This is a genomic window from Flavobacterium phycosphaerae (assembly GCF_010119235.1).
Taxonomy (GTDB): domain Bacteria; phylum Bacteroidota; class Bacteroidia; order Flavobacteriales; family Flavobacteriaceae; genus Flavobacterium; species Flavobacterium phycosphaerae.
Map to the genome: position 1 here is coordinate 677,585 of NZ_JAAATZ010000001.1, position 24,283 is coordinate 701,867.

Annotated in this window: 25 protein-coding genes and 1 tRNA gene; 12 read left to right on the forward strand and 14 right to left on the reverse strand. The window is 37.2% G+C overall.

What is annotated here, in order from left to right; all coding sequences use genetic code 11:
• The first annotated feature begins 39 nt into the window (after positions 1 to 39).
• Positions 40 to 465: a hypothetical protein gene (locus GUU89_RS02930; protein WP_162126519.1), complete on the forward strand. Its 426-nt coding sequence runs from the start codon at positions 40 to 42 to the stop codon at positions 463 to 465.
• Positions 466 to 497: 32 nt separating this feature from the next.
• Here the strand turns inward: GUU89_RS02930 and GUU89_RS02935 are convergent, their stop codons facing one another.
• Positions 498 to 1,316 carry a hypothetical protein gene (locus tag GUU89_RS02935; RefSeq protein WP_162126520.1) on the reverse strand — a complete coding sequence of 273 codons (819 nt, stop codon included), beginning with the start codon at positions 1,314 to 1,316 and terminating at the stop codon, positions 498 to 500.
• A 271-nt stretch (positions 1,317 to 1,587) separates the two neighbouring features.
• On the opposite strand from GUU89_RS02935, the gene GUU89_RS02940 reads away from it, so the two are divergent.
• The gene (locus GUU89_RS02940) at positions 1,588 to 2,688 is read left to right on the forward strand and encodes a DUF4407 domain-containing protein (RefSeq protein WP_162126521.1); all 1,101 of its coding nucleotides are present in this window, start codon (positions 1,588 to 1,590) and stop codon (positions 2,686 to 2,688) included.
• A 12-nt stretch (positions 2,689 to 2,700) separates the two neighbouring features.
• Here the strand turns inward: GUU89_RS02940 and GUU89_RS02945 are convergent, their stop codons facing one another.
• The 5 genes from GUU89_RS02945 to ruvC are packed head-to-tail and all read right to left on the reverse strand — an operon-like array spanning position 2,701 to position 5,928.
• On the reverse strand, positions 2,701 to 3,072 hold the full coding sequence (locus GUU89_RS02945; RefSeq protein WP_162126522.1) for an MmcQ/YjbR family DNA-binding protein: 372 nt from the start codon (positions 3,070 to 3,072) through the stop codon (positions 2,701 to 2,703).
• Positions 3,073 to 3,076: 4 nt separating this feature from the next.
• Positions 3,077 to 3,478: a GNAT family N-acetyltransferase gene (locus tag GUU89_RS02950; protein ID WP_162126523.1), complete on the reverse strand. Its 402-nt coding sequence runs from the start codon at positions 3,476 to 3,478 to the stop codon at positions 3,077 to 3,079.
• Positions 3,475 to 4,227 carry a cyclase family protein gene (locus GUU89_RS02955; RefSeq protein ID WP_162126524.1) on the reverse strand — a complete coding sequence of 251 codons (753 nt, stop codon included), beginning with the start codon at positions 4,225 to 4,227 and terminating at the stop codon, positions 3,475 to 3,477. Before GUU89_RS02955 ends, GUU89_RS02950 begins: the two co-directional genes overlap by 4 nt.
• A gap of 10 nt (positions 4,228 to 4,237) precedes the next feature.
• Positions 4,238 to 5,371 (reverse strand): radical SAM family heme chaperone HemW, encoded by a 1,134-nt coding sequence (gene hemW, locus GUU89_RS02960; RefSeq protein ID WP_162126525.1) that lies wholly within the window; start codon positions 5,369 to 5,371, stop codon positions 4,238 to 4,240.
• Positions 5,372 to 5,373: 2 nt separating this feature from the next.
• Positions 5,374 to 5,928 carry a crossover junction endodeoxyribonuclease RuvC gene (gene ruvC / locus GUU89_RS02965; RefSeq protein WP_162126526.1) on the reverse strand — a complete coding sequence of 185 codons (555 nt, stop codon included), beginning with the start codon at positions 5,926 to 5,928 and terminating at the stop codon, positions 5,374 to 5,376.
• 86 nt (positions 5,929 to 6,014) lie between these two features.
• On the opposite strand from ruvC, the gene GUU89_RS02970 reads away from it, so the two are divergent.
• A complete protein-coding gene (locus GUU89_RS02970) occupies positions 6,015 to 6,938 on the forward strand; it encodes a hypothetical protein (protein WP_162126527.1) in 924 nt (307 codons plus the stop codon).
• A complete protein-coding gene (locus GUU89_RS02975) occupies positions 6,929 to 8,062 on the forward strand; it encodes a glycosyltransferase family 2 protein (protein ID WP_162126528.1) in 1,134 nt (377 codons plus the stop codon). Before GUU89_RS02970 ends, GUU89_RS02975 begins: the two co-directional genes overlap by 10 nt.
• A 315-nt stretch (positions 8,063 to 8,377) precedes the next feature.
• On the opposite strand, the gene GUU89_RS02980 is transcribed toward GUU89_RS02975, so the two are convergent.
• From GUU89_RS02980 to GUU89_RS03015, 8 genes are all read right to left on the reverse strand, one after another.
• Entirely contained in the window at positions 8,378 to 8,854 is a 477-nt protein-coding gene (locus tag GUU89_RS02980; protein ID WP_162126529.1) for a hypothetical protein, read from the reverse strand.
• Entirely contained in the window at positions 8,851 to 9,231 is a 381-nt protein-coding gene (locus GUU89_RS02985) for a hypothetical protein (RefSeq protein WP_162126530.1), read from the reverse strand. Before GUU89_RS02985 ends, GUU89_RS02980 begins: the two co-directional genes overlap by 4 nt.
• A 235-nt stretch (positions 9,232 to 9,466) precedes the next feature.
• A tRNA-Asp gene (locus tag GUU89_RS02990) sits at positions 9,467 to 9,540 on the reverse strand.
• A gap of 86 nt (positions 9,541 to 9,626) precedes the next feature.
• Positions 9,627 to 10,553 (reverse strand): DUF58 domain-containing protein, encoded by a 927-nt coding sequence (locus GUU89_RS02995; RefSeq protein ID WP_162126531.1) that lies wholly within the window; start codon positions 10,551 to 10,553, stop codon positions 9,627 to 9,629.
• Positions 10,554 to 10,671: 118 nt separating this feature from the next.
• Positions 10,672 to 10,989, reverse strand: a complete 318-nt coding sequence (gene trxA, locus GUU89_RS03000) for a thioredoxin (RefSeq protein WP_162126532.1) — start codon at positions 10,987 to 10,989, stop codon at positions 10,672 to 10,674.
• Between the two features lie 115 nt (positions 10,990 to 11,104).
• Positions 11,105 to 15,607 (reverse strand): DNA polymerase III subunit alpha, encoded by a 4,503-nt coding sequence (dnaE, locus tag GUU89_RS03005; RefSeq protein WP_162126533.1) that lies wholly within the window; start codon positions 15,605 to 15,607, stop codon positions 11,105 to 11,107.
• Positions 15,608 to 15,778: 171 nt separating this feature from the next.
• Positions 15,779 to 16,099 (reverse strand): RNA recognition motif domain-containing protein, encoded by a 321-nt coding sequence (locus GUU89_RS03010; protein WP_162126534.1) that lies wholly within the window; start codon positions 16,097 to 16,099, stop codon positions 15,779 to 15,781.
• A gap of 130 nt (positions 16,100 to 16,229) precedes the next feature.
• Entirely contained in the window at positions 16,230 to 16,988 is a 759-nt protein-coding gene (locus GUU89_RS03015) for a DUF6252 family protein (RefSeq protein ID WP_162126535.1), read from the reverse strand.
• 200 nt (positions 16,989 to 17,188) lie between these two features.
• Here GUU89_RS03015 and GUU89_RS03020 point away from each other — a divergent pair, with 200 nt between their 5' ends.
• From GUU89_RS03020 to GUU89_RS03055, 8 genes are all read left to right on the forward strand, one after another.
• Entirely contained in the window at positions 17,189 to 17,809 is a 621-nt protein-coding gene (locus GUU89_RS03020) for a 30S ribosomal protein S16 (protein WP_162126536.1), read from the forward strand.
• A 15-nt stretch (positions 17,810 to 17,824) separates the two neighbouring features.
• Positions 17,825 to 18,349, forward strand: coding sequence for a ribosome maturation factor RimM (gene rimM, locus GUU89_RS03025; RefSeq protein WP_162126537.1), 525 nt, complete (start codon positions 17,825 to 17,827; stop codon positions 18,347 to 18,349).
• 83 nt (positions 18,350 to 18,432) lie between these two features.
• Positions 18,433 to 19,140, forward strand: a complete 708-nt coding sequence (locus tag GUU89_RS03030) for a tRNA1(Val) (adenine(37)-N6)-methyltransferase (protein WP_162126538.1) — start codon at positions 18,433 to 18,435, stop codon at positions 19,138 to 19,140.
• A 98-nt stretch (positions 19,141 to 19,238) separates the two neighbouring features.
• Complete coding sequence (locus GUU89_RS03035; RefSeq protein ID WP_162126539.1) at positions 19,239 to 19,964, forward strand: hypothetical protein; 726 nt, start codon at positions 19,239 to 19,241, stop codon at positions 19,962 to 19,964.
• Between the two features lie 427 nt (positions 19,965 to 20,391).
• Positions 20,392 to 21,570, forward strand: coding sequence for an acyl-CoA dehydrogenase family protein (locus GUU89_RS03040; protein WP_162126540.1), 1,179 nt, complete (start codon positions 20,392 to 20,394; stop codon positions 21,568 to 21,570).
• Between the two features lie 118 nt (positions 21,571 to 21,688).
• Positions 21,689 to 22,471 (forward strand): DUF3050 domain-containing protein, encoded by a 783-nt coding sequence (locus GUU89_RS03045; protein ID WP_162126541.1) that lies wholly within the window; start codon positions 21,689 to 21,691, stop codon positions 22,469 to 22,471.
• A 105-nt stretch (positions 22,472 to 22,576) separates the two neighbouring features.
• Positions 22,577 to 23,602 carry a sensor histidine kinase gene (locus tag GUU89_RS03050; RefSeq protein WP_162126542.1) on the forward strand — a complete coding sequence of 342 codons (1,026 nt, stop codon included), beginning with the start codon at positions 22,577 to 22,579 and terminating at the stop codon, positions 23,600 to 23,602.
• Positions 23,599 to 24,282 (forward strand): LytR/AlgR family response regulator transcription factor, encoded by a 684-nt coding sequence (locus GUU89_RS03055; protein ID WP_162126543.1) that lies wholly within the window; start codon positions 23,599 to 23,601, stop codon positions 24,280 to 24,282. The genes GUU89_RS03050 and GUU89_RS03055 overlap by 4 nt, the downstream gene beginning before the upstream one ends.
• The last annotated feature ends 1 nt before the right edge of the window (position 24,283 follow it).

Sequence of the window (24,283 nt, forward strand, 5' to 3'; positions counted from 1 at the left end):
ATCCGTTTAGCAATAGACGGATTTATTTATTAAACAGCTATGAATCAACGATTACTCTTCTCACTTTCACTATCGATTCTGTTTTTGCTTTTATTCGGATGTCGAATAAACAGAACGGTCAATCATGAGCGTGTTGGAAAATGGGTCTACAAAGACACTGTTAACGGTACTCTTTACACATCAAAAGGAAGGTATAAAAAGAGCACCGAAATTAAAACTTGGAACTATTTTGAAAATCACAAGCGGATTAAAAAGGAGAAATATCAAAATGGCATTTGCTACATCACCACCTATAATAAGCAAGGCAAAATCACTGCTGTAGGTCAATCAAAAATGGTTGATGAAAACAATGAAACCCATTGGTATTATTTTGGCGAATGGAAATTCTTTAATGAAAAACAGGAATTAATTGCTATTAAAAAATATGAAAAAGGGGAGCTGATTTCTGAAGTAGCAATAGAATAAAAAAGGAGACCGATGAGCCTCCTTTTATTTTTCTATTTCGTCAGTTCGTGTACCGATTTATAAATATAATCACTGTGTTTCCCGGTAAAATATTTATCCATTTTATCATTAAAGGCTTTTCGCTTAGCATCATCGTTCCAAGTGGCTCTGAATAATTCTCTGTTTTTATTTAAAGCATTATCCAAATCAGCTAAAGAATCTACCAAGTACACTTCCGTAAACTGGGTATTATCAGCGCCCCAGGCATGACGGTTAGGGTAATAGGCTTTGATAAAATCATTCTTATTCGTAACGGCATCAAAGTATTGTTTGCTTAAGTCTTTATACTCTTTCTCCGTTCCGTCTTTAGGGAAAGTCAAATGACTGACTCTTACATAATACAACATGTCTTTGTCAAAATTACCTTTTGGAATTTTACCTCCCGGCACGGTTGCATAAATTTCATCCGAATGATTACGAGCATAATAAGCTCCTTTTTTTTCAAAATAAGCTTTTCGGGCTTTCTCGTCCGGCCAAGCTGCTTTTATCAGTTCATCGTCTTTGTCACCGGCTTTTTCAATAGCTCCCCAATTATCATAAGTGGTTACCAATAAAATTTCAGTGTTGTCGTCCGTAAAACTGTGCAGTAAAATTTCCTGTCCTAAAATAAAATCGTTCTTCTTAACCACTTTATCTAAATACTCCTTTTCAACAGCTTTCCATTCGTCCATTGAAAAATTGTCTAAATCCATATTCCAATGGAGTTTGGTTACCGTAACTATGTAACTTTTGTCGTCCTGAGCAAAACTCTTGTTGCTCATTAGTAGTACACTAAAAAGTGCCACTACTAAACATACTTTCATTGTTTTCATAATTTCAAAGTTGGTTATAATTGGTTATTAATTACAAATTTGAAATCTGAGGCGAAAATGACTTGAGGGGAACTATTTATTTGAGGACTACTAATTTAAGGTTTTTTAAAACATCTATCTCGTTAATAATAAATTATTTACGTTTCTATGAGAATAATTTATAAAATAACTAGTTTACTACAGCTTTTTTAAAAAAATTAGTCTAAAAACCGCTTCTTGAAACTTTTGGCATCAAATTGGTACTAACAATTATCAATCAAAATCAATCATCATGTTAAAACGTTTTTTCCTCCTTTGTTCCGGTGTCGATAGTGACATCGTGAACTCCTGCTCTAACGGTGAGCAAAACAAATATGCCGGGATTGGCGCCACCGTTTTCTTCACAGCCATCATGGCCTTTATCGCCAGCAGTTATGCACTCTTTACCGTTTTTGACAACAGCTATACAGCTGTCTTTTTCGGATTAATTTGGGGCTTCTTAATCTTTAATCTAGACCGGTTTATTGTTTCCACTATCAAAAAAAGAGATAGTTTTCTTGATGAACTCATTCAAGCCTCACCACGAATTGTCTTGGCCGTTATCATTGCCATAGTGATTTCAAAACCATTGGAAATCAAAATTTTTGAAAAAGAAATCAATACCGTTTTATTAAAAGAAAAAAATGAATTGGCTGCTGCCAATAAAACGCAAGTGACCAATTACTTCAAAACGGATGTAGACAAAAACAAAGCCGAAATAGACAGCTTAAAATCAGGGATTGCAAAAAAAGAAAAAGAAGTCTCCGATTTGTATCAATCCTACATTACCGAAGCCGAAGGAAGCGCCGGAACCAAGAAAATAGGAAAAGGTCCCATCTATAAAGAGAAACGTGAAGCTCATGATTTAGCTGCAAAACAATTGGATTCCTTAAAAATTACCAATGCCAAAATCATAGCCGAAAAAGAAACGAGAGCCAAATCACTACAAACCGATTTAGATAAAAAAGTAACGGAGACCCAACCTATCATTGACAGTTTTGACGGACTCATGGCACGCATCAACGCCTTAGGAAAATTACCTTGGCTGCCTTCTTTCTTCATTATGTTGTTATTTTTAGCTATTGAAACTTCACCTATTATTGCCAAATTATTGTCACCAAAAGGCGAATACGATTTCAAACAGGAAGACAAAGAAATGGGCATTAAAAATGTGATAGCCCAAAACCGCTACCAAAGCGAACTGCAAAAACAAACCGATGCTGCCATTTATGATAAAGTTTATGCCGACATCAAGCAAGACAAAGAATTATACCAATACAAGAAAAAAGGAGCCACCGAATTACTCAAACTGCAGGCAGATGGTTTCGTAGCAAAACAAAAGAAATCGATGTAAAAATAAAGGAAGCTAATCAGCTTCCTTTTCTATTTCTTCCCGAACCTTTCTAGTCAACCCTTTATAAACCAATTCGTAAGATTCATTAATTAGTTGACGTATCATTTTATCTGTAACATCGCTATTAAAATCAACCGTTACCCAATGAATTTTACTCATATGATAGCCCGGATTTATGCCTTCATATTGAGCATTGAGCTCTGCATTTTTATCCGGTTCTCCTTTTAAGTTTAAAGAAGGAGTTCCTTTCTCCCATTCTTTTAAAGAGGTTAAACAAAACATTTTCCCACCCACTTTAAACACCAAAGTATCTTCGTCAAACGGAAAGTGCTCGGTCACTGCCTTTTTTGACAAACAAAATTCATATAGTTGTTGAATGTTCATAGTCTTATTTAATTACTTTTTCCATCATTTTCTCGGGATGTGCCAATGCTGTAAATCCAAATTTTTCATATAAAAAATGAGCATCCGAAGTGGCCAAACGCCAAATTTTTACTTGCTGTAATTGAGGCTCCTTCATCATAGCATCAATTAAAATCGAAGAATAGCCTTTACCTCTATGGTTTTCATCAATAAAAACATCCATCAAATAAGCAAAAAACACATAATCCGTAATCACACGGGCAAAGCCTAACTGTTGATCATCCAAATAAATACCAAAGCAAACCGAAGCATCAATAGTGGTTTGTACTTCTTCTATGGTTCTACCCGCCGCCCAATAAATATCTTTTAAGAAATTTTGAATAAACGGTACATTCAATTTGCTTTTATCAGTTGAAACAATAATCATATTTTATATAAAATAGGTTTACTGGGTGAGGCATCGTTTTCAAAAGAAGCTATTTGCAAATTCAAAACATAGCTCCCATCTTTTATTTCATCTTTCACAAAAATCATTTCCGTTATCGTACAATCCAATCGTGCATCTTGATTGAGATTATTGACATCTTTCACATTCCAAAACGCTTTGTGTGCCAACAATTTCCCTTCATCTTCTTCCCTGTCTACACTCGGCAAATCAATCAGCATATGCTTGATACCGCTTTCGCGAATGAAGGCCGCAGCTTCTTCTAATAAATAAGGCGGATTGCTATGCGAATAGTTTTTATGTTGTTTTATTACTGCATTAGGAAGAGTTCTTATAACAATAGCTTCAGGAGTTTTTCCGTTTAAGGCAACTTGAATTTGCTCTTTAGTAATGACCAAATCCTCATCTGTTTTCTTTGGTTCAATCGAAATCAATTCGGCCAAAAAGAAAAACTGTTTCAAAGACTTATTAATACTGTAAAACTCGCGGGTGATATGCCCCAGACATTCTGTGTGCGTACCATGTCCGTGCGGATTAAAAAAAATATTATTAAAATTCGTTGAGCTGCCTTCCGAAACTTTACCCACCCAATCGCCAAACTTCACAGGCTCAATCTGCGGTTTTTCAATATACCAAGCAATCGGATTTTCATCGGTATTAGATAAAGGAATCGAAATATCAATAGGTTTTGACAAGTCAATTTCGAAAGTGTTGTTGATAAATGCTTTCAATGGAATGATTTTACTCCAAATTTAGCAAAAACAAATCACTCGCAATCCCATCGCCCAAAAACTTCCCGCTTTTGGTGGTGCGTAAAATGTTGTCATCAACATATAGCAAATGATCTTCTATGTATTTCGCGGCTTGTTGGTTTAGATAATCCAAATATTTTGAGCCAAATTCATTCTCAATTCTCTCCAGAGAAACGCCCCAAATAGTACGCAACCCGGTCATGATGTATTCGTTATAACGATCGGTAACGGTTAGTGCTTCCGTTTCCATTGGCAGTTTATTTTCTTGAATTGATTTTAAATAAAGAGAATTATTCGACACATTCCAACCGCGCTTTTCGCCGTCATAACTGTGCGCCGAAGGGCCAATGCCAATGTATTTTTTCCCCAACCAATAACTCGAATTGTTTTTAGAAAAATAACCTTCTTTCCCAAAATTGGACAATTCATAATGGATGAATCCTTTATCTTCTAAGGTATCAACGAGCAAATGAAAATGTTCCTGTGCCAATTCATCATCAAGTTGTGGAATAACTCCTTTTTGAATAAAATTATGCAAAGCCGTTTTAGGCTCGACTGTCAAAGCATAACTGGAAACATGCGGAATGTTATACGACAACGCGGTTTCTATATTCTGAAGCCATTTTTCATTACTCATATGAGGCATGCCGTAAATCAAATCGATAGTGATGTTATCAAAATATTTTGTTGCTAATTCAAGGCAATTTTTAGCTTCTTCCACATTGTGCGCGCGGTTCATCAATATCAAATCGTCTTCAAAAAACGATTGAATACCAATACTCAAGCGGTTAATTCGGTTATTGGATAATGTGATGATGCGTTCTTCGGTTAAGTCATCCGGATTGGCTTCTACCGTGATTTCAGGATTCTCAATAACCTTGTAATTAGCAAATACCGTATCAATCAACAACTTTAGCTCTGAAACTTCTAGTATGCTGGGTGTTCCGCCGCCAAAGTAAATGGTTTCCACCATTTCATCCTTGAATTCCTCTTTGCGCAATTGTATTTCTTTGACCAAAGCCAAAACCATCTCCTCTTTTTTCTTCAAGGAAGTCGAAAAATGAAAATCGCAATAATGACATGCTTGTTTACAGAAAGGAATATGGATGTAGATACCGGACAAAATTATTTCTTTACGCGTTCTTCATTCTGTTTCACAAAAGCATCCCAACCGGAATAACTCTTGCTTCCCGTGACTTTCCCCGAATTAAAAAAATGACAAACCGCCGCGGCCAAACCATCCGTAGAATCGAGATTTTTGGGTAATTCTTTTAAACCTAATAGTTGTTGGAGCATTTTGGCCACTTGCTCTTTACTGGCATTTCCGTTACCGGTAATCGCCATTTTTATTTTCTTGGGTTCGTATTCGGTAATCGGAATTTGACGCGATAGACCTGCTGCCATAGCAACTCCTTGCGCTCTTCCCAACTTCAGCATCGATTGTACATTCTTACCAAAGAAAGGGGCTTCAATAGCAATTTCGTCAGGATGATGGGTTTCGATGAGTTCAATGGTGCGTTCAAAAATAACTTTCAACTTGGTATAATGGTCATCATACTTGCCCAAAATCAATTCGTTCAATTGAAGGAACTCCATTTTTTTGTTTACCACTTTAATCAACCCAAATCCCATGATGGTGGTTCCCGGGTCAATTCCTAATATGATGCGTTCGTTCGCCATGTTTAAATTATAGGTTGCCAAAAAATGATACCTTCATTTTCAAATTTTCAAAATACCACATTTTCAAATTGACTACTTTTGTGCCAATGATTTCAATTCCTCACAAAGCTAAGCAATTCGCCGTTTTTATCGTCAAAGTTTTGATTGTAACTGCGGCATTTTATTTCATTTATAACCAACTTGTACATAATGACCAATTAGACTGGCCCAAATACACCACTTTACTCAAAGAAAAGCAGTCGGTGGGCGGAATTCTATTCTTGCTTTCGTTTAGTGTTGCCAATCGCTATCTCGAAATCCTGAAATGGCAAAACTTGGTATCTTTCTTCAAACCGATTACTGTGGGCGAATCAACTAAACAAGTTTTAGGTGCCTTAACCGCCGGAATTTTCACCCCAAACGGACTCGGAGAATACGCCGGAAAAGCCCTTTATTTCGAAAAAATAAAAACCAAAAAAATCATTTTCCTAAACCTCATCTGCAACGGTATTCAAATGTTGCTAACGATTATTTTCGGAACTATAGGCTTGTTTATTTTGGGATATTGGCAATGGTCTTCAGCGCTAATCGTCCTTTCGGCTCTCTTTTATCTGTTAGCGATTGTCTCTAAAAACATCAAAATAAAAGGCTACTCTATTCAAAAACTGACACACAAAATCAATGAAATCCCCAAACGAATTCACCAAAAAAATATAGTATTGGGCACGCTGCGCTATTTGGTTTTTTCACATCAATACTATTTTTTATTTCTGGCTTTTGATGTAGATTTACCTTATATAACCATGATGGCCACCATCGCCACAGTCTATTTTTTGGCTTCATCGTTACCGAGTTTCCAGTTTTTAGACTTTGCCGTCAAAGGAAGTGTAGCGGTTTTTTTCTTCGGAAAATTGGGCGTCAATGAGTGGATAGTCGTTTTCATTTCCACCTTAATGTGGTTTTTAAATGTGGTCTTGCCGGTCGTTATAGGAAGTTATTATGTACTTAAATTCAAACCAAAATGGAAATAGTTACTATAGGGTTATTTTTGATGTTGCTCGTTTATGCCATAAGCATCATGCAATTAGTATTAGGATTTGACAAAGTAAAAACGTTTGAAAATCAACCCTTAACTCCAAAAACAGCCTTCACTATTATAGTTCCTTTTCGCAATGAAGAAAAGAATTTGCCTAAATTATTACAGTCGATTTCCAAACTGAACTATCCTCACCATTTAATCGAAATTATTATGGTGGATGATTTTTCGACTGACAAATCAGAACGCATTTGCATACAATGGCGCATGCAACATGACGATATTGATACTACCCTTCTGGAAAATCTTCGTTTATCCCCTTCTCCCAAAAAAGATGCTATAGCCAGAGCCATGCCTATAGCCAAACACGATTGGATTATTACCACCGATGGCGATTGTACTGTGCCAAAAAATTGGTTGCTCACGATAGATAATTACATTCAACATCACCATCCCGAAATGATTGCGAGTGCTGTGGTGTATAAAACCAAAAACAACTGGTTCCATCACTTTCAACAACTCGATTTGTTGAGCTTACAAGGCACCACTATAGGCAGTTTTGGCATAGGTAAACCCTTTATGTGCAATGGCGCCAATTTTGCCTACACCAAAAAACTCTTTCACGAACTGGATGGTTTCAATGGCAATAACAAAATAGCTAGTGGTGATGATGTGTTTTTATTACAAAAAGCGGTTCAACACAATGCCAATAAAGTGCATTACTTAAAAAACACCCAAACCATTGTCAAAACCAAACCCGAAAACGACTTGTTTAAATTCTTTATGCAACGCGTGCGCTGGGCCGGTAAAACGACAGGATATCAAAGCGGTTATGCAAAATTCTTAGCCGTTACGGTATTGCTGATGAACCTGAGTTTGGTTATTGGTTTCGGGCTGTGGTGGGCAGATTATTTTGATTTTAAACTACTTCTCACCGTTTTTGTAATCAAATATATTATTGATTATATCTTGCTTTATAAAACGAATAATTACCTGCTAAAAGGCAAGTTCCTGCTCCCATTGGCCAGTAGCCTGCTTTATCCTCTTTATTCGAGTTTAGTAGGCGTATATTCCCTTTTCGGAAGTTTCACCTGGAAAGGAAGAACCTTTAAAAACTAATCAAACCTCTTTTCGGTTAAAATATAAAAAAGAAACCCTTCGAAAAAACACATCCCTACTTTGCAATAATCAAAAAGGGTTGAACACAAATCGAGACCTGCTGAACACAATACGAAATAGAATAAACACAATACGAAATCCGTTAAACTAAAATTGAAATAGTTTAAACACAAATCGAAACCAGCTAAACACAATACGAAATAGGATAAACTCAAAACGGAATCATTTAAACTAAAATCGAAATAGTTTAAACACAAATCAAAACCGGCTAAGCCGAAATCGAAATAAAGTAAGGGTAAAAGAAGTAGATCAAAATTATTCCTGCTTAATAATCACCGGCAAGACAAACTGCGTCTTAACAGGAATGCCTCTTTTAATAGCGGGATTAACTTTAGGGAAATCAACCAAACGGGCACGAAGAATACTATCAATTTTAATAGTATCATAAGCCACAGAATCTTTCGGGAATTGAGGTTCAAACGTTAGGCTGGCATTGGGTAATACAGTCACTTTAACTTCAATGGTATCTAATTTGGGAAATAACGTTGCCAAAGTATCTACAGCCAGCTTTTGTTCAATAGTAGCCTGCATGAAATCGAAAAAACATTGTTTGCGTTGCACCGCATCAGTCAGTTTCTCGCAATCGGAAACCGATGGATATTCATCTACTTCCTGCCAATTGATTTCTTTCATTTGCTTGTCAAGCAATTCTTGTTCAGAAGGCACTTGCTTCTCAAAATACTGACAAGACTGCAACAAAAAAAGGAATAGTATGGCTGAAAACCTTCTCAAGGTTGTTGTTTTTTAGATTGTAAATACTCGGTGTAACTTTTATCCAACCACTCTTGTTTGGTCTTTTGGGCCTCAGCTTTCTGGTCTTTATAAAGCATTCCCAGTTTTTCAGAATAAGCAGCAATCTTAACCGTATAAGTATAAAATTCTTCTTTAGAAAGCACCAGCTTCTGTTCCTTTTGCTTTTGAAAAAACTCAAAAAACAAAGCATCAAACTCTTTTTTATCGTAGCCCTGCGCTTCTCTTTTATATTTTTTATACAACGCTTCCTTTATTTGACCATCACCGTCTTTTGCTGCTATCGCTTGCCCAAAAGCGGCACTTGAGGAGCAAGTCATTAAAACCGTAATAAAAGCAAGTTGTATAATTTTTTTCATGATGGTTTCAAAAATAGAGAAAAAAAACCAATGTTCCTAAAAGCAAAAAAGCCATCCCTGTGAAGGGAAAGCTTTTCATTGGTCTAACTACTAAACCTGCTACGAGTTACAAAGTCGTAGCGAAACAACACAACTAATCTTAGATACTTTCTTGGAAGCCTAAAACACAATCTTCATCAGATTATTATTTTGGGCAAAAAAGGTTTTCATTGCTGAAAACCTTTCCCAATTTTAGCGGTCTGGACGGGACTCGAACCCGCGACCCCATGCGTGACAGGCATGTATTCTAACCAACTGAACTACCAAACCATCGCTTAATTGCGGTTGCAAATATACAACCGTTTTTGATATCTGCAACTTTTTTTTAATAAAAATAACAAGTCTTTTTAGGTTGATTAACCAAACATTTGTTTCTCAACCAAATATGTCGTCAAAATCTTTTCAAAACTTTCCTCTACAGCTACGGGAACATACTTGATTTTGTTTTGAGCACAAGTCATAGCAAGCGTTTTGAAATAGGCATTTACCTTTTCTTCGTAAGCTTCTTTTATGGTGTCGGCAAAAACATTAATCTGTTCTCCGGTCTCCAAGTCGATGAATTTACGTGGCGCATTGTCGAAATTAAAGTTGATTTCCGTCTTTTTATCAATCACATGAAAAACGACTACCTTATGTTTATTGTGTTTTAAATGTTGTAACGCATTAAAAAGTGCCTCCTGATTTCCGGTCTGAAACATATCCGTAAACAATATAATCATGGAACGGCGGTGAATTTTTTCGGCAATTTGATGCAAAAAAGTAATTGTATCTGTACTCTTAGACTCTTTCGGGTTTTCTAACAAATCCTCCAGTTTGTTTAAAATCATTCGGTGGTGACGATCGCTGCCCTTCTCAGGCGCATAATACTCATAAGTATCCGAATACACACTCAGTCCGACAGCATCACGTTGCTTTTTTAATAAATTCATCAACACAGCAGAAGCTAAAACAGAAAATCCAATTTTATTATGGAAAAAGAGTTCGTCATTTTTCAACTTGGGATAATGCATGGAAGAAGAATTGTCAATAATAATATGACAACGAAGATTGGTTTCTTCTTCAAATTTTTTGGTGTATAGTCGGTCGGTTTTCGCAAATAATTTCCAGTCGATATGCTTAGTGCTTTCGCCAGCATTATACACTTTATGTTCGGCAAATTCAGCCGAAAAACCATGAAACGGACTTTTATGCATTCCTGAAATAAAGCCTTCTACCACTTGATTGGCAAGCAATTCCAAATGTTTAAAACCGGAGACTATTTCTTTTTGTTCTTCTATCTTCATGTCTCAAAGATAATTTTATTTCATACAATTTGGCTACGCCTTGAGTGAATATTTGAATTTAAAAGTATAAAAAAAGGCTTGACTTTCGCCAAACCTTTTGATGTTGTTTATTTTTCGATTATAACAAAGCGTCGATAGCGTCTGTATAAGTCTTTTTAGGAGCTACGCCTACTTGACGACCTACTACTTCTCCGTTTTGGAAAACCAATACTGTCGGGATGTTACGCACTCCGTATTTTGCAGCAAACTCTTGATTCGCATCTACATCTACTTTTCCCACAACAGCTTTTCCTTCGTATTCTGATGAAATTTCATCGATAACCGGACCCACCATTCTACATGGACCACACCAAGCTGCCCAAAAATCTACTACTACCGGTTTATTTGATTTTAATACTACCTCGTCAAAAGTAGCATCGGTAATTGCTAAAGCCATATTTTTTTACTTTTAAATTATTGTACTTATTTGATGCCAAAATTAGGCATTTTATTTCAGTTTTCAGTGCTAAAAAAATCAGTTTTGGCTATTAATTCATTGGCAGAACTGATACCTAATTCAAGCTGAATTTGATGTTCATTTTTTCCAACTCTACTAATAATTCATTCGAAATTTTGATTTTTAATTTCCGACTGGGTAAAGATATCTTAGTAGCCACTTGGATCTGTTCCTCTTCAACCGGGATTTCAATTTCAATTTCTTCCAAATTATCGGTATCGAAATTAGCCGTGTCTTCCACTATAAGTTTGGGGACAGCGGGTATGGCTATCTTCACTTTTTCTAATTCGACAATTTCAAATGTAACCGTATTATCGCCTTTGTTGGAGCTGAAGATATCATTTAATTGCTGAATAAAATTTTGATGCAAATCATTAATATCCATTTGTATGCTCAGTTTTTTAGCAAATTGCGGCAATACATCCTGCAATTGTTTTACATCCACAAACTGCAATCTCGGTTCTGATTTTTTTCCGGTTTCTCGGTTTACCCATCCATCTTTGACAGTAACTTTAAAATACACAAATTGGTTGTTGACCAAAAAATGACGGAACTTCAAATACTCTTCGTCAAAAATTCTGAAATCATGACTTTCGTCGTAGCCTTCCAAAGTAAACATGGCCCAGTCTTTCCCGTTTTTAGCGGTTTTATACTGCACATTGGTTACTATACCGGCAAAGGTTAAGGTCTTACCAACATAACTAGTAAGATTCTTTAAACTCTCCAATTTGCTGTTGCAAAAATATTTCATCTCAAAGCGATAATCATCCAAAGGGTGTCCGGAAATGTAAATTCCAACCACCTCTTTTTCTTTGGCTAATTTCTCCATTGTACTCCAATCTTCACAGGGAGGCACTGTGGGTTCGGCAATTTGAACATCACTGGCTTCACCGAACAAACTTACCTGTGATGAGTTTTCATTTTCCTGAAATTTAGCTCCATAACGAATCGCTTTTTCATAAAACGTGATATTATCGCCATCAGTATGGAAATATTGGGCTCGATGGGTATCGGTAAAACAATCAAATCCTCCTGCTAACGCCAGGTTTTCAAAAGCTTTTTTATTAGCGGCTCGCAAATCAATTCGCTTGGCTAAATCAAAAATCGATTTGTAATTTCCTTCTTTTCTATTCGCAACTATGGTTTCTACTGCGCCCATACCAACACCTTTAACAGCACCCATTCCGAAACGAACGGCGTAGTTTTCATTTACTGTAAATTTATAATAACTTTCATTTACATCAGGCCCGAGAACCTGCAAGCCCATTCGCTTACATTCTTCCATAAAGAACGAAACCTGTTTAATGTCGTTCATATTATTGGATAACACTGCCGCCATATATTCTGCCGGATAATGTGCTTTTAAATAGGCTGTTTGATAGGCAATCCAGGCATAACAAGTGGAGTGTGATTTATTGAAGGCATATTGAGCAAATGCTTCCCAGTCTTTCCAGATTTTTTCCAGTTTATCTTCGGCATGACCATTAGCAACGGCTTGTTCAATGAATTTGGACTTCATTTTATCCAATACATCTTTTTGCTTTTTCCCCATCGCTTTACGCAAGACATCGGCATCCCCTTTAGAGAAGTTAGCCAACTTTTGCGACAATAGCATTACCTGCTCTTGATAAACGGTGATTCCGTAGGTTTCTTTTAGATATTCTTCGTTCGCTTCAAGGTCATAAGTGATTTCTTCTTCCCCATTTTTTCTGCGAACGAAAGACGGAATATATTCCAATGGTCCCGGACGATATAACGCATTCATAGCGATTAAATCTCCAAAAACAGTTGGTTTCAAATCCTTTAAATACTTCTGCATTCCGGGCGACTCGTATTGGAAAATCCCAACCGTTTCGCCTCTTTGGAACAACTCATACGTTTTCACATCATCAATAGGAAAAGTATCCGGATCGAGCTCAACACCGGTTCTGTATTTCACTAATTTAACCGTGTCTTTTATCAGGGTTAGGGTCTTCAAACCCAAGAAGTCCATTTTCAACAGTCCGGCACTTTCAACCACCGAGTTGTCAAATTGGGTTACATATAAATCCGAATCTTTGGCAGTAGCCACCGGAACGAAATTGGTAATATCGCTTGGCGTAATAATCACACCACAAGCGTGAATACCCGTATTTCTGAGATTTCCTTCTAATATTTTGGCTTGTTGAATCGTTTCTCCGCCTAAATCATTGGCATTGGCTAACTCAATAAGTTCTTTGACTTTATCAAATTCTTCAGCTCTTAAAGCGGCTTTTAATTTATCATTATCTAAAGTAAAAATTTTGGCCAAATTTAAGGTTGTCGGAATCAACTTGGCAATTTTATCAGCTTCAAACAACGGCAAATCTAGTACGCGAGCGGTATCACGAACGGATGACTTGGCGGCCATCGTTCCATAAGTAATAATTTGTGCTACTTGTTTGGAACCGTATTTGTTGATTACATAATCCATGACCCGGCTTCTTCCTTCGTCATCAAAATCGATATCAATATCGGGCATCGACACACGATCAGGATTTAGGAAACGCTCAAAAAGCAAATCGTACAGTAATGGGTCAATATTGGTAATTCCGAGACAATAGGCCACCACGGAACCGGCAGCCGAACCACGACCCGGACCAACAGACACATCCATTTGTCGGGCGGCAGCAATAAAATCCTGCACAATCAAGAAATAACCGGGATAACCTGTATTTTCGATGGTTTTTAATTCGAAATCCAATCGCTCTTGAATCTCCGGAGTGATTTCCCCGTAACGTTTTTTTGCCCCTTCAATGGTAAGATAGGCCAAGTATTTATTTTCACCTCGTTTCCCTCCGTCAAGCTCATCTTCGGCGACTAAAAACTCTTCCGGAATATCGAATTTAGGAAGCAACACTTCGCGCGACAAATCGAAAATTTCTATTTTATTGACAATTTCTTCGGTAGTAATAATGGCTTCGGGCAAATCGTGAAATAACTTTTTCATTTCGTCACCCGATTTGAAATAGTATTCCTGATTGTTAAACCCGTAACGATACCCTCGACCTCGGCCAATTGGGGTTGATTGTTTTTCGCCATCACGCACACACAACAAAATGTCGTGGGCATTAGCATCTTCTTTATTGATGTAGAAAACGTTATTGGTGGCTACCGTTTTTACATTGTGTTTTTTGGCCAACGTAAGCAACGAAGCATTCACCCGATTTTCATCTTCCTGATTGTGACGCATTAACTCGATGTAGAAATCTTCACCAAATTCCTGTTTCCACCAAACTAGGGCTTCTTCCGCTTGGTTTTCACCAATATTCAGTACTTTACTCGGAATTTCTCCATAAAGGTTTCCGGATAAAACAATGAGGTCTTCTTTGTATTGTTGAATTGCTTTTCTGTCAATTCTGGGCACATAGTAAAAGCCTTCGGTATAAGCAATAGAGGATAATTTAGCCAAATTATGATATCCTTTTTTGGTTTTGGCCAAGAAAACGATTTGGTAACCGTTGTCTTTTCTGGACTTATCTTTTAAATCATCGCATACATAAAACTCGCAACCTACAATAGGTTTTACGATAGTTTCTGTTGGAGTTTCTCCGTTTTCTTCGGCTTGTTTGTTTTTGGCTTGCGCCGTTTTATTGTGGTATAAAATATCTCTAACAAAATGGAAAGCACCCATCAAATTAGCATGATCCGTCATAGCAACAGCCGGCATTTTATGTTGTACTGCAGCCGCCACCAAATCTTTGACACTGATAGTCGATTGCAACACTGAAAACTGCGTGTGATTGTGTAAATGCACGAAATCGACTTCGGCTAAACTATGGTGAATTTGTTGGTTTTCCTCAGACGGAATAACAATTGCTTCTTTTTGTTGAAATTGTTTTCTGATTTCGTCCGAAGCTTGCTTTAGATTGATGTGCTTTAATCCGATAAGTTGTATTTCCTTTGGATTATGCTCTCCAAACTCTCTGAAATAATCGGCAGGAACATCAAGTTCCTCCTTGGTAAAAATGGCTCTTCGAATTAATTCTAAGAAACAACGAGTTGTAGCTTCCACGTCGGCCGTGGCATTGTGGGCTTCGGCAAATGGAACTTGGAAAAGATAGCTGTGTAATTCGGTTAGGGTTGGTAATTTAAATTTTCCGCCGCGACCTCCGGGCAACTTTAGCAATTCTGCCGTTACTTCGGTACAGGTATCTAAAACCGGCATCGTAGCCATGGGAGAGTTTACACCAAGACGGTAAAACTCACAGCCCATAATATTGACATCAAACCCAACGTTTTGACCAACTATAAATTTAGCCTTGGCCAAAGCGGTGTTGAATTTTTCTAAAACTTCGGCTAACGAAATTCCTTGTTCTTGCGCCAATTCGGTCGAAATACCATGAATTCTTTCGGCATCATACGGAATATTAAATCCTTCGGGTTTAACCAAATAATCCTGGTGTTCGATAAGATTCCCCATCGCATCGTGCAACTGCCAGGCAATTTGAATACATCTTGGCCAGTTGTCCGTATCGGAAACGGGAGCAGCCCAACGTTTTGGTAATCCGGTGGTTTCGGTATCGAAAATTAAATACATTTAGTTAGGAATTAGGTAAAAGGCATTAGCTAAAAGGCATTAGTTAAAAGCACTTTCATGATAAAAACAAAAATACATTTTAGCCATTAGGAAATCAATTTTAGTTATCAACAAAAAACAAAAAAGCCAACTCAATTGAGCCGGCTTTTATACTATCTATTTAGATGTAAACTAGTATCTTCCTCTATTTCCACCACCGTTATAACCACCACCTGAACGGTTGTTGTTAAACGTTCTTCTTTCGCCTTCCGGTTTTGGTTCTGATTTATTAACCACAATCGTACGACCTTCTACTGTAGCACCATTCAATTCTTGAATTGCTTTTTCAGCTTCTGTGTCATTTTCCATTTCAACGAAACCGAATCCTTTACTTCTACCGGTAAATTTATCAGTAATAATTTTTACGGAATTAACCGTACCATAAACCCCGAAAGATTCTTTTAAATCTGCTTCGTCTATACTAAACGGAAGACTCCCAACAAAAATGTTCATATTTTATATTTAAAATTCAGAGACAAAGGTAATTTAAATAAAGTGTAAACCGTTATTAATTTGGACTTTATTATTACATTAACAAAAAAACCATCCGAAGATGGTTTGATAGGTTTTCTATTTTGAGGTATTATAAAGTATCGGGATATACCGGGATTTTATAAAAGTCTCCGTATTGGAAATTGATAACCGGACCGCCAAATGGATTAGTATCAATACTAATAGCATTGAATTTAAATTCACCGGTAACAGTCATATTAATATTGTCATAATCCGAAATTATAATTTCACCATTGCTGTTTTGTACATTCACCACTCTCAGTTTACAGTTTACATTTCCTTGCGAAACCGTAATAATATCACCCGGCATGTACCCATTACCTCTGGCTGTTATTCTTGGTACCGAAGTAACAACTCCAACTGCATTTGCTGCAATGGCTACTGTTAATCCTGAACCTGAACCACCTGTGGTATTATGTGATGAATCGCAAACATAATCACCATCCGTTTGAAGATCGCAATCTGAAAGATAACCGCTTCCGCCGGCTACCAAGGCAAGAGTATAAACCGGTCCTGCTGCAACTGCCGTCTCATATTCAAGATCAACATCGTTGTAAGTAGCAGAGTAATTAGCTGAATTACTAGTGTTAGTAGAACCTAAAATATAAGTTCCTTCGGTAGCACTGCTGGTATTTAAAGTAACTAATTCATACTGAGTATAGGCTTCAATTCTAAGGTTTCCACTTGCTGAAAGGTAAGCTCTTGCATCAGTGGCTCTCCACATTACATCATCTTTCAGTGCTTGAAATCCTGGGTCATTTGTTTTCAAGTCTTCTTGACAAGAAACAAAGGCTATAGCCACAATAAATAGGGACAAAAATCTTTTCATAACTTTCATAGTATTACTCCACAAAAATAGTTTTTTAATGCAAAAATGCTAATTAAATTTTAAAAAAATATCGTTAAAATTAGACAACACAAGAACTTAGCATTAAAAATATAAAAATCAATTAGTTTGTTTACGAAAAAAAACTATCTTTGCGCCCTTAAATAACCGAGGTCGAGTACCTCAAATTAATCAAAAAGATTATGTCAGTAAAAATTAGATTACAAAGACACGGAAAAAAAGGGAAACCTTTTTATTGGATCGTAGCCGCTGATGCTCGTTCAAAAAGAGATGGTAAATTCTTAGAAAAATTAGGAATCTACAATCCAAACACCAATCCTGCTACTATTGATTTAAACTTGGATCAAGCGGTTCAATGGTTACACAATGGAGCTCAACCAACTGATACAGCAAGAGCTATCCTTTCTTACAAAGGTGCCTTAATGAAACATCACCTTGACGGTGGAGTTCGTAAAGGAGCTTTAACGCAAGAGCAAGCTGATGCTAAATTGGCTAAATGGTTAGAAGAAAAAGCAGGTAAAGTAACCGCTAAAAAAGAAGGTTTAACTAAAGCGCAAGAAGCTGAAAAAGCAAAAGCTTTAAAAGCTGAAAAAGTAGCTAACGAAAAACGTGCTGCTGCCGCTGTTGAAGCTGCAAAAGCTGAAGAAGTTGCTGAAGAAGTTGCCGTTGAAGAAACTGTAGCTGAAGAAACTGCAGAAGTTGTAGCTGAAGTAGCTGTTGAAGAAACACCTGCTGCTGAAGAAGCACCGGCTGTTGAAGAGGCTCCTGCTGCTGAAGAAACCAGCGAAGAAACAGAAGCTTAATATTTTAGAGCAATTATGCGTAAAGACGATTGTTTCTATTTAGGTAAAATTGCAAAAAAATTTAGTTTCAAAGGGGAAGTTCTTATCTATTTAGATACAGACGAGCCCGAATTATATGAAGATATGGAATCAGTATTTGTTGAATTCAACAAAAATCTGATTCCATATTTTATTGAAAACAGTGCCCTGCACAAAAATGATTTCCTCCGAGTTCAATTTGAAGATGTTGACTCCGAAGATGAAGCCGACAAACTTATCGGTTGTGATATCTACCTTCCTTTATCCATGTTGCCCAAACTCGAAGGCAATAAATTTTATTTCCACGAAGTTGTTGGTTTTGAAGTCGAAGACAAGCGCCTTGGTGTTGTTGGTGTAATCCAATCCATTAATGATACTTCCGCTCAGCCTCTTTTTGAAGTATTGAATGGCGAAGTGGAAATCCTAATTCCGATGATTGACCATTTTTTAGTTGAAATTGACCGCAAGAACAAAAAAGTGGTAATGGATTTACCGGAAGGCTTAATCGAAATGTATCTTTAGGAGCTATTCCCGCTTTCCGCGCTACATGGTAGCTTGCTCCAATCGGGGCTAGGGGTATCTCTAACTTTTGACTTTCATCTTACATGTTTAAATTCAAAAAATTCTCCGTAAACCAAGACCGTTGCGCTATGAAAGTAGGCACCGATGGTGTTTTGCTTGGCGCTTGGACTCCCATTACCAATACTCCTTTTTCGGTTTTAGATATTGGTGCCGGAACCGGAATCTTGTCATTAATGATAGCCCAAAGAAGCGCAGCCGAACAAATTGATGCCCTTGAAATTGACGAAGAAGCTTTTGAACAATGTGTAGAAAACTTCGAAAATTCACCTTGGTCAGACCGCTTGTATTGCTACCACGCCGGTTTAGATGAATTCATGGAAGAGCCCGAAGACGAATATGATTTAATTGTTTCCAATCCGCCCTTTTATTCCGAAGATTATAAAACTGAAAATGATCAACGCGATTTAGCCCGCTTTCAGGACGCTTTGCCTTTTGAGGATTTAATCGAAGCGGCTTCTTTATTGCTTTCAGAAAACGGCATCTTGGCTGTCATCATTCCGTATAAAGAGGAAGAAAAATTTATTGGCTTGGCCAAAGAATGTCTTTTGTATCCTTTCAAAATTACCCGTGTAAAAGGAACACCCTCTACCGAAATCAAAAGAAGTTTGCTGGCCTTTTCGTTTGCGCAAAACGAGACTGTAAATACAGACGAGCTCATCATCGAAACCGCTCGCCACCAGTACACCGAAGACTACATTGCGCTGACAAAAGATTTCTACTTAAAGATGTAATCTTCCTTGATTTAAAAAAATCACAATTAACAATTCTTTATTACTAAAGGTAAACGAAAGCTATAATTTAGAACATTATATCTTAATCGTCGACACTTTTGAAACAAACACTACTCTTTTTATCCTTCTTTTTCAGTTTCTTTTTTGGCTTTTCACAAAATGAAAAATGGTTGCATGGTATAGTCAAATCGGGCACCACACCCGTAAATGAGGTTGACCTTGTAAACCTGAATTCGAAAAAAAATGTCACTACTGACAGCCAGGGAAACTTCAGTATTTTGGCCCAAGTGGGTGATGTGCTTTTCATCATTTCAAAAGACTATGTCGATCAAAAAATCACGCTAACTCAAGTTGATTTTGACCAAAAAAATCTGCTCATTCTTTTAGAAAAGAAACCAATTGAATTGGATAATGTAGACGTTGTCAGGGTTCAAAACATAAAACTAAAACTGACGCAGGATGAAATAGATGAAATAAAAATCAACCGGCAATCAAGAGCCCCTAAGGTTTTGGGAGTGTATGACGGCACTATTGTAAACGGAGTTGATTTCATAAATTTGGGCCAAAGACTTATCCGTTTGTTCAAAAACAAAGACAAGGAACCTAAAAAAATAATTCCGGCCATCACTTTTAAAGAGTATCTCGCGGCGAATTATGACACCGATTTTTACACCAAAAAGCTCAACCTTAAACCCGAAGAAATCAATCTGTTTATTTCTTTTTGCGAAGCCGATCCAAAAGCCATCACACTGGTAGAACAACAGAATGAATTGGCGCTGCTGGATTTTTTACTCACTAAAAAAGACGCTTTTAAAAAGCTCTAACCCTCCTCCCTTCGAAAATCGTGTTTTCTCAACAAAACAGGGCCTTCCTGAGCCTTGAACATTGCCGTGAAACGGTCTTCGGAGCGCGTGAAACGGTCTTCGGAGTGACTGAAACAGGCTTCGGAATGCATAGAACTGTTTTCGGAATGCATGGGGAAATCTTCGGACTGAAAAAACAAACTTCGTATAGCAATCCACGATTTGCGGAATGCCTCAAAAGGGCTTCGGAGTATAAAGTAAGGACTTCGGAGTGCCAAAAATACTTTAGTAGGAAACCGGTTTATTCTAACCTCTCATAGGAATAAATAACATTTGTTCATTTGTTTCTAAATATAGTTTGTCTAAATTTGCAAACGTTTTCGTAAACCGAAAAAAGAAAGAGCCAAAGGCCATTCACACGATTATAAAAAAACAACAGAAGCGACATATGAAACCAGATTTATTTCAAGCTCCCGATTACTATTTGTTAGATGATTTATTAACGGAAGAACACAAATTAGTTCGTGATTCGGCCCGTGCGTGGGTAAAACGCGAAGTTTCTCCCATTATAGAAGACTATGCACAACGTGCTGAATTTCCAAAGCAAATCATTAAAGGTTTGGGCGAAATTGGCGGTTTTGGTCCTTATATTCCTGAAGAATATGGTGGTGCCGGTTTAGACCAAATTTCATATGGTTTAATCATGCAAGAAATTGAAAGAGGCGACTCGGGTGTGCGTTCTACCTCATCGGTACAATCATCCTTGGTTATGTATCCGATTTGGAAATACGGAAACGAAGAACAACGCATGAAATATTTGCCAAAACTGGCTACCGGAGAATTCATCGGTTGTTTTGGTTTGACAGAACCTGATCACGGTTCCAATCCGGGCGGGATGACGACCAACTTCAAAGATATGGGTGACCATTATTTGTTGAATGGTGCCAAAATGTGGATTTCGAATGCCCCGTTTGCAGATATTGCTGTGGTTTGGGCCAAAGACGAAAGCGGCAGAATTCATGGTTTGATTGTGGAACGTGGTATGGAAGGATTTACTACTCCGGAAACACACAACAAATGGTCACTTCGTGCTTCGGCAACTGGGGAATTGATTTTTGACAATGTTAAAGTTCCGAAAGAAAATTTATTACCTAACAAATCAGGCTTAGGTGCTCCGCTGGGTTGTTTAGATTCGGCTCGTTACGGAATTGCTTGGGGTGCTATTGGTGCTGCTATGGATTGTTACGATACCGCTTTGCGTTATGCAAAAGAGAGAATTCAGTTTGACAAACCTATTGCCGGAACACAATTACAACAAAAGAAATTGGCCGAAATGATTACCGAAATCACCAAAGCTCAATTATTAACTTGGCGATTAGGCGTTTTGAGAAATGAAGGCAGAGCAACTTCGGCACAAATCTCTATGGCGAAAAGAAACAACGTAAACATGGCTATCGAAATTGCCCGTGAAGCCCGTCAAATTTTAGGCGGAATGGGAATCACCGGTGAATATTCGATCATGCGTCATATGATGAACTTAGAAAGTGTAATCACTTACGAAGGTACGCACGATATCCATTTACTAATCACCGGAATGGACATTACCGGAATTGCTGCGTTTAAATAAGATTAAACAATAAATAAAATTGATATAAAATGCTTCTCTGTTTTGGGAAGCATTTTTACATTTGTGCCTAGGGTAAAACCGCAATCAAATTGTCCTACGTATATATTTAAAAAAAGCTATGACTATCTCAGCCATCAATACCAAAATCACTCCGCAAAAAGCTATTTTATTGCAACATTCGTTGTATGAAAAAGTAAAAACCATTGACGATTTGCAGCAATTTCTCGAAAGTCATGTATATGCCGTTTGGGATTTTATGTCTTTGTTAAAAGCCTTGCAAAGCAAACTGACTTGCACCACAACGCCTTGGTTTGCGAGTGCTAACGCGGAGACTCGGTATTTAATTAATGAAATTGTTTTAGCCGAAGAAAGTGATTTGACCTTAGACGGTAAAAGACTAAGTCATTTTGAAATGTATGTGGAAGCCATGCAAAGTTGTGGAGCCGATATTACTGAGTTGAATCAGTTTTTGCAAAATGTTATTGCTACCAACAATATTTTTGTGGCCATCAAACAAAGTAGTTTACATCCTAAAATTAAAGACTTCCTCGATTTTACTTTCCGAATCATTGATGAAGGCAAAACTCATAAAATTGCCGCTGCTTTTACTTTTGGCAGAGAAGATTTGATTCCGACTATGTTTACCGAAATCCTGAAAAATTTCCAACAGCATTTCCCTGATGTTGACTTAGCTAAACTGATTTATTATTTCGAAAGACATATCGAATTGGATGCCGATGAACACGGTCCGATGGCGATGCAAATGATAACCGAATTGTGTCAGGACGATGCCCAAAAATGGAAAGATGTGGAAGATGTTTCTATCATGGCTTTAGAAAAACGAATCGGTCTATGGAATGCCATTGAAGAAAAAATAACGCATACTCCCGAGTTGGTTTAATTTGTTTCAACTTTATTGACCTACAAATAACTAGCATTCATCGCATTTCCTATTCAATTAAAAAATATTCTGAGTACTTTTACTTTTGAACAGTAGTAAAAGCTCATGAGCTATTCAACGCGCACTTTTTTGATTCATTTTTTGGGATGCTTGGCCTTTTTGAGTCTCCCGGTCTTCTCTTCGCCCGATTTTGGGGAAGGATGGAACTTGGTTTACATTACCCCATTTCAAAAGAATTTTGTTCGTTTTGTTTTACTATTGGGATTGTTTTATGCTTCTTATTATTACTTAATCCCTAAGTTGTATTTCAACAATAAAAAAATACTTTTTACCATTGCGGTGGTGGCTTCATACTCTATCTTAATTGGCTTGACTGAAGTTGTTTTCGGTCAGAGACATCATTTCCAAAAACACCATTTCCCTTCTAATTTCCGTGAGCCTCCTGAACATTCCGAGTTTTTTGATTCACAAATACTGATACCGTTTTTCTTGGTAGTTGCTTTAGCCTTTCTTATCAAACTAAACAATCGCCTACTTGAAATTCATGACGAAAAACTCAATGCTGAAGTGTCTTATTTAAAAGCGCAAATCAATCCGCATTTCTTATTTAATACGCTCAATAGCTTATATGCTTTAACGCTGCAAAAATCAAACGAAGCACCCAATGCGGTTTTAAAATTATCAGGCATTATGCGTTATGTAGTAACCGAAAGTGCTCAGGATTATGTATCGCTAGAGAAAGAACTCAATTACATCAAAGACTACATCGATTTACAAAAATTGAGGATAGATAAGAACTTCCCGCTTTCGTTTGACATCAATGGCGATGTTTTAGGAAAAGTAATTACACCACTTATTTTGATTCCGTTTATCGAAAATGCTTTCAAATACGGCATCAATCCTGATGAGAATTCGTTTATCAAAATAGACATCCTAATTGAGGGGCAAACACTGCAGATGACGGTAAAAAATGCTATTGTGGCTACTGAGATTTCGGAAGAACTGAAAACAGAAGAAGGTCTCAAAAACACGATTAAGCGATTAGATTTCATTTATCCTGACAAGCATACTTTGAAAGTGACCGAAGACAGCAAAACTTATGAAGTAAATTTAAAAATCGAACTCCAATGATTCATGCTATTGCTATAGATGATGAGCCTTTGGCTTTACAAGTTATTGCTCATTTTTGTGAGCAAATCGATTTTATCACGCTCGACAAAACCTTTACTGTGCAAAGTGAAGCCTTGAAGCATTTGAAAAAATTTCCGGTAGATTTGATTTTTCTTGACATTCAAATGCCCAACAAAAATGGTATTGATTTTTATAAATTACTTGAGAATGATGTGATGGTAATCTTTACTACCGCCTTTAGCGAATATGCCGTAGAAGGTTTTAATGTCAATGCCACCGATTATTTACTAAAACCTTTTTCGTTTGAACGATTTGAAATAGCAGTACAAAAAGTGCGGAACGAATTTCAATTCCGAAACAACACTTCGGTACAAACCCATTTGATGATTCGGGCCGATTATAAACTGAACCGCATCGAGTTTGAAGATATTTTGCTCATTGAAGGGTTGGATGATTATATTCAGATTCATTTAAAAAACAAAACCAAAATCGTAGCCCGGCTTTCGATGAAAAATATTTTAGGGAAACTACCCGAGACCAAATTCATAAGGGTACATCGTTCGTTTATCATTCCTATAAACAAAGTTAAAACCGTTCAAAACAAAGTCATTCAGGTGGATGAATTTTCGGTACCTATTGGAGAAACCTATAAAGAAGAAATTCTGAAAATCTTGCAATAAA

Bases quoted from the DNA above. Each gene is read 5' to 3' on its own strand.
- GUU89_RS02945 (WP_162126522.1), bottom strand. From the start codon at position 3,072: ATGAACATTCAACAACTATATGAATTTTGTTTGTCAAAAAAGGCAGTG.
- GUU89_RS02930 (WP_162126519.1), top strand. From the start codon at position 40: ATGAATCAACGATTACTCTTCTCACTTTCACTATCGATTCTGTTTTTG.
- GUU89_RS02985 (WP_162126530.1), bottom strand. From the start codon at position 9,231: ATGAAAAAAATTATACAACTTGCTTTTATTACGGTTTTAATGACTTGC.
- GUU89_RS02935 (WP_162126520.1), bottom strand. From the start codon at position 1,316: ATGAAAACAATGAAAGTATGTTTAGTAGTGGCACTTTTTAGTGTACTA.
- GUU89_RS03050 (WP_162126542.1), top strand. From the start codon at position 22,577: ATGAGCTATTCAACGCGCACTTTTTTGATTCATTTTTTGGGATGCTTG.
- GUU89_RS02940 (WP_162126521.1), top strand. From the start codon at position 1,588: ATGTTAAAACGTTTTTTCCTCCTTTGTTCCGGTGTCGATAGTGACATC.
- GUU89_RS02970 (WP_162126527.1), top strand. From the start codon at position 6,015: ATGATTTCAATTCCTCACAAAGCTAAGCAATTCGCCGTTTTTATCGTC.
- trxA (WP_162126532.1), bottom strand. From the start codon at position 10,989: ATGGCTTTAGCAATTACCGATGCTACTTTTGACGAGGTAGTATTAAAA.
- GUU89_RS03040 (WP_162126540.1), top strand. From the start codon at position 20,392: ATGAAACCAGATTTATTTCAAGCTCCCGATTACTATTTGTTAGATGAT.
- GUU89_RS03045 (WP_162126541.1), top strand. From the start codon at position 21,689: ATGACTATCTCAGCCATCAATACCAAAATCACTCCGCAAAAAGCTATT.
- ruvC (WP_162126526.1), bottom strand. From the start codon at position 5,928: ATGGCGAACGAACGCATCATATTAGGAATTGACCCGGGAACCACCATC.
- dnaE (WP_162126533.1), bottom strand. From the start codon at position 15,607: ATGTATTTAATTTTCGATACCGAAACCACCGGATTACCAAAACGTTGG.
- GUU89_RS03010 (WP_162126534.1), bottom strand. From the start codon at position 16,099: ATGAACATTTTTGTTGGGAGTCTTCCGTTTAGTATAGACGAAGCAGAT.
- GUU89_RS03055 (WP_162126543.1), top strand. From the start codon at position 23,599: ATGATTCATGCTATTGCTATAGATGATGAGCCTTTGGCTTTACAAGTT.
- GUU89_RS03015 (WP_162126535.1), bottom strand. From the start codon at position 16,988: ATGAAAAGATTTTTGTCCCTATTTATTGTGGCTATAGCCTTTGTTTCT.
- rimM (WP_162126537.1), top strand. From the start codon at position 17,825: ATGCGTAAAGACGATTGTTTCTATTTAGGTAAAATTGCAAAAAAATTT.
- GUU89_RS02975 (WP_162126528.1), top strand. From the start codon at position 6,929: ATGGAAATAGTTACTATAGGGTTATTTTTGATGTTGCTCGTTTATGCC.
- GUU89_RS02950 (WP_162126523.1), bottom strand. From the start codon at position 3,478: ATGATTATTGTTTCAACTGATAAAAGCAAATTGAATGTACCGTTTATT.
- GUU89_RS02995 (WP_162126531.1), bottom strand. From the start codon at position 10,553: ATGAAGATAGAAGAACAAAAAGAAATAGTCTCCGGTTTTAAACATTTG.
- GUU89_RS03020 (WP_162126536.1), top strand. From the start codon at position 17,189: ATGTCAGTAAAAATTAGATTACAAAGACACGGAAAAAAAGGGAAACCT.
- GUU89_RS03030 (WP_162126538.1), top strand. From the start codon at position 18,433: ATGTTTAAATTCAAAAAATTCTCCGTAAACCAAGACCGTTGCGCTATG.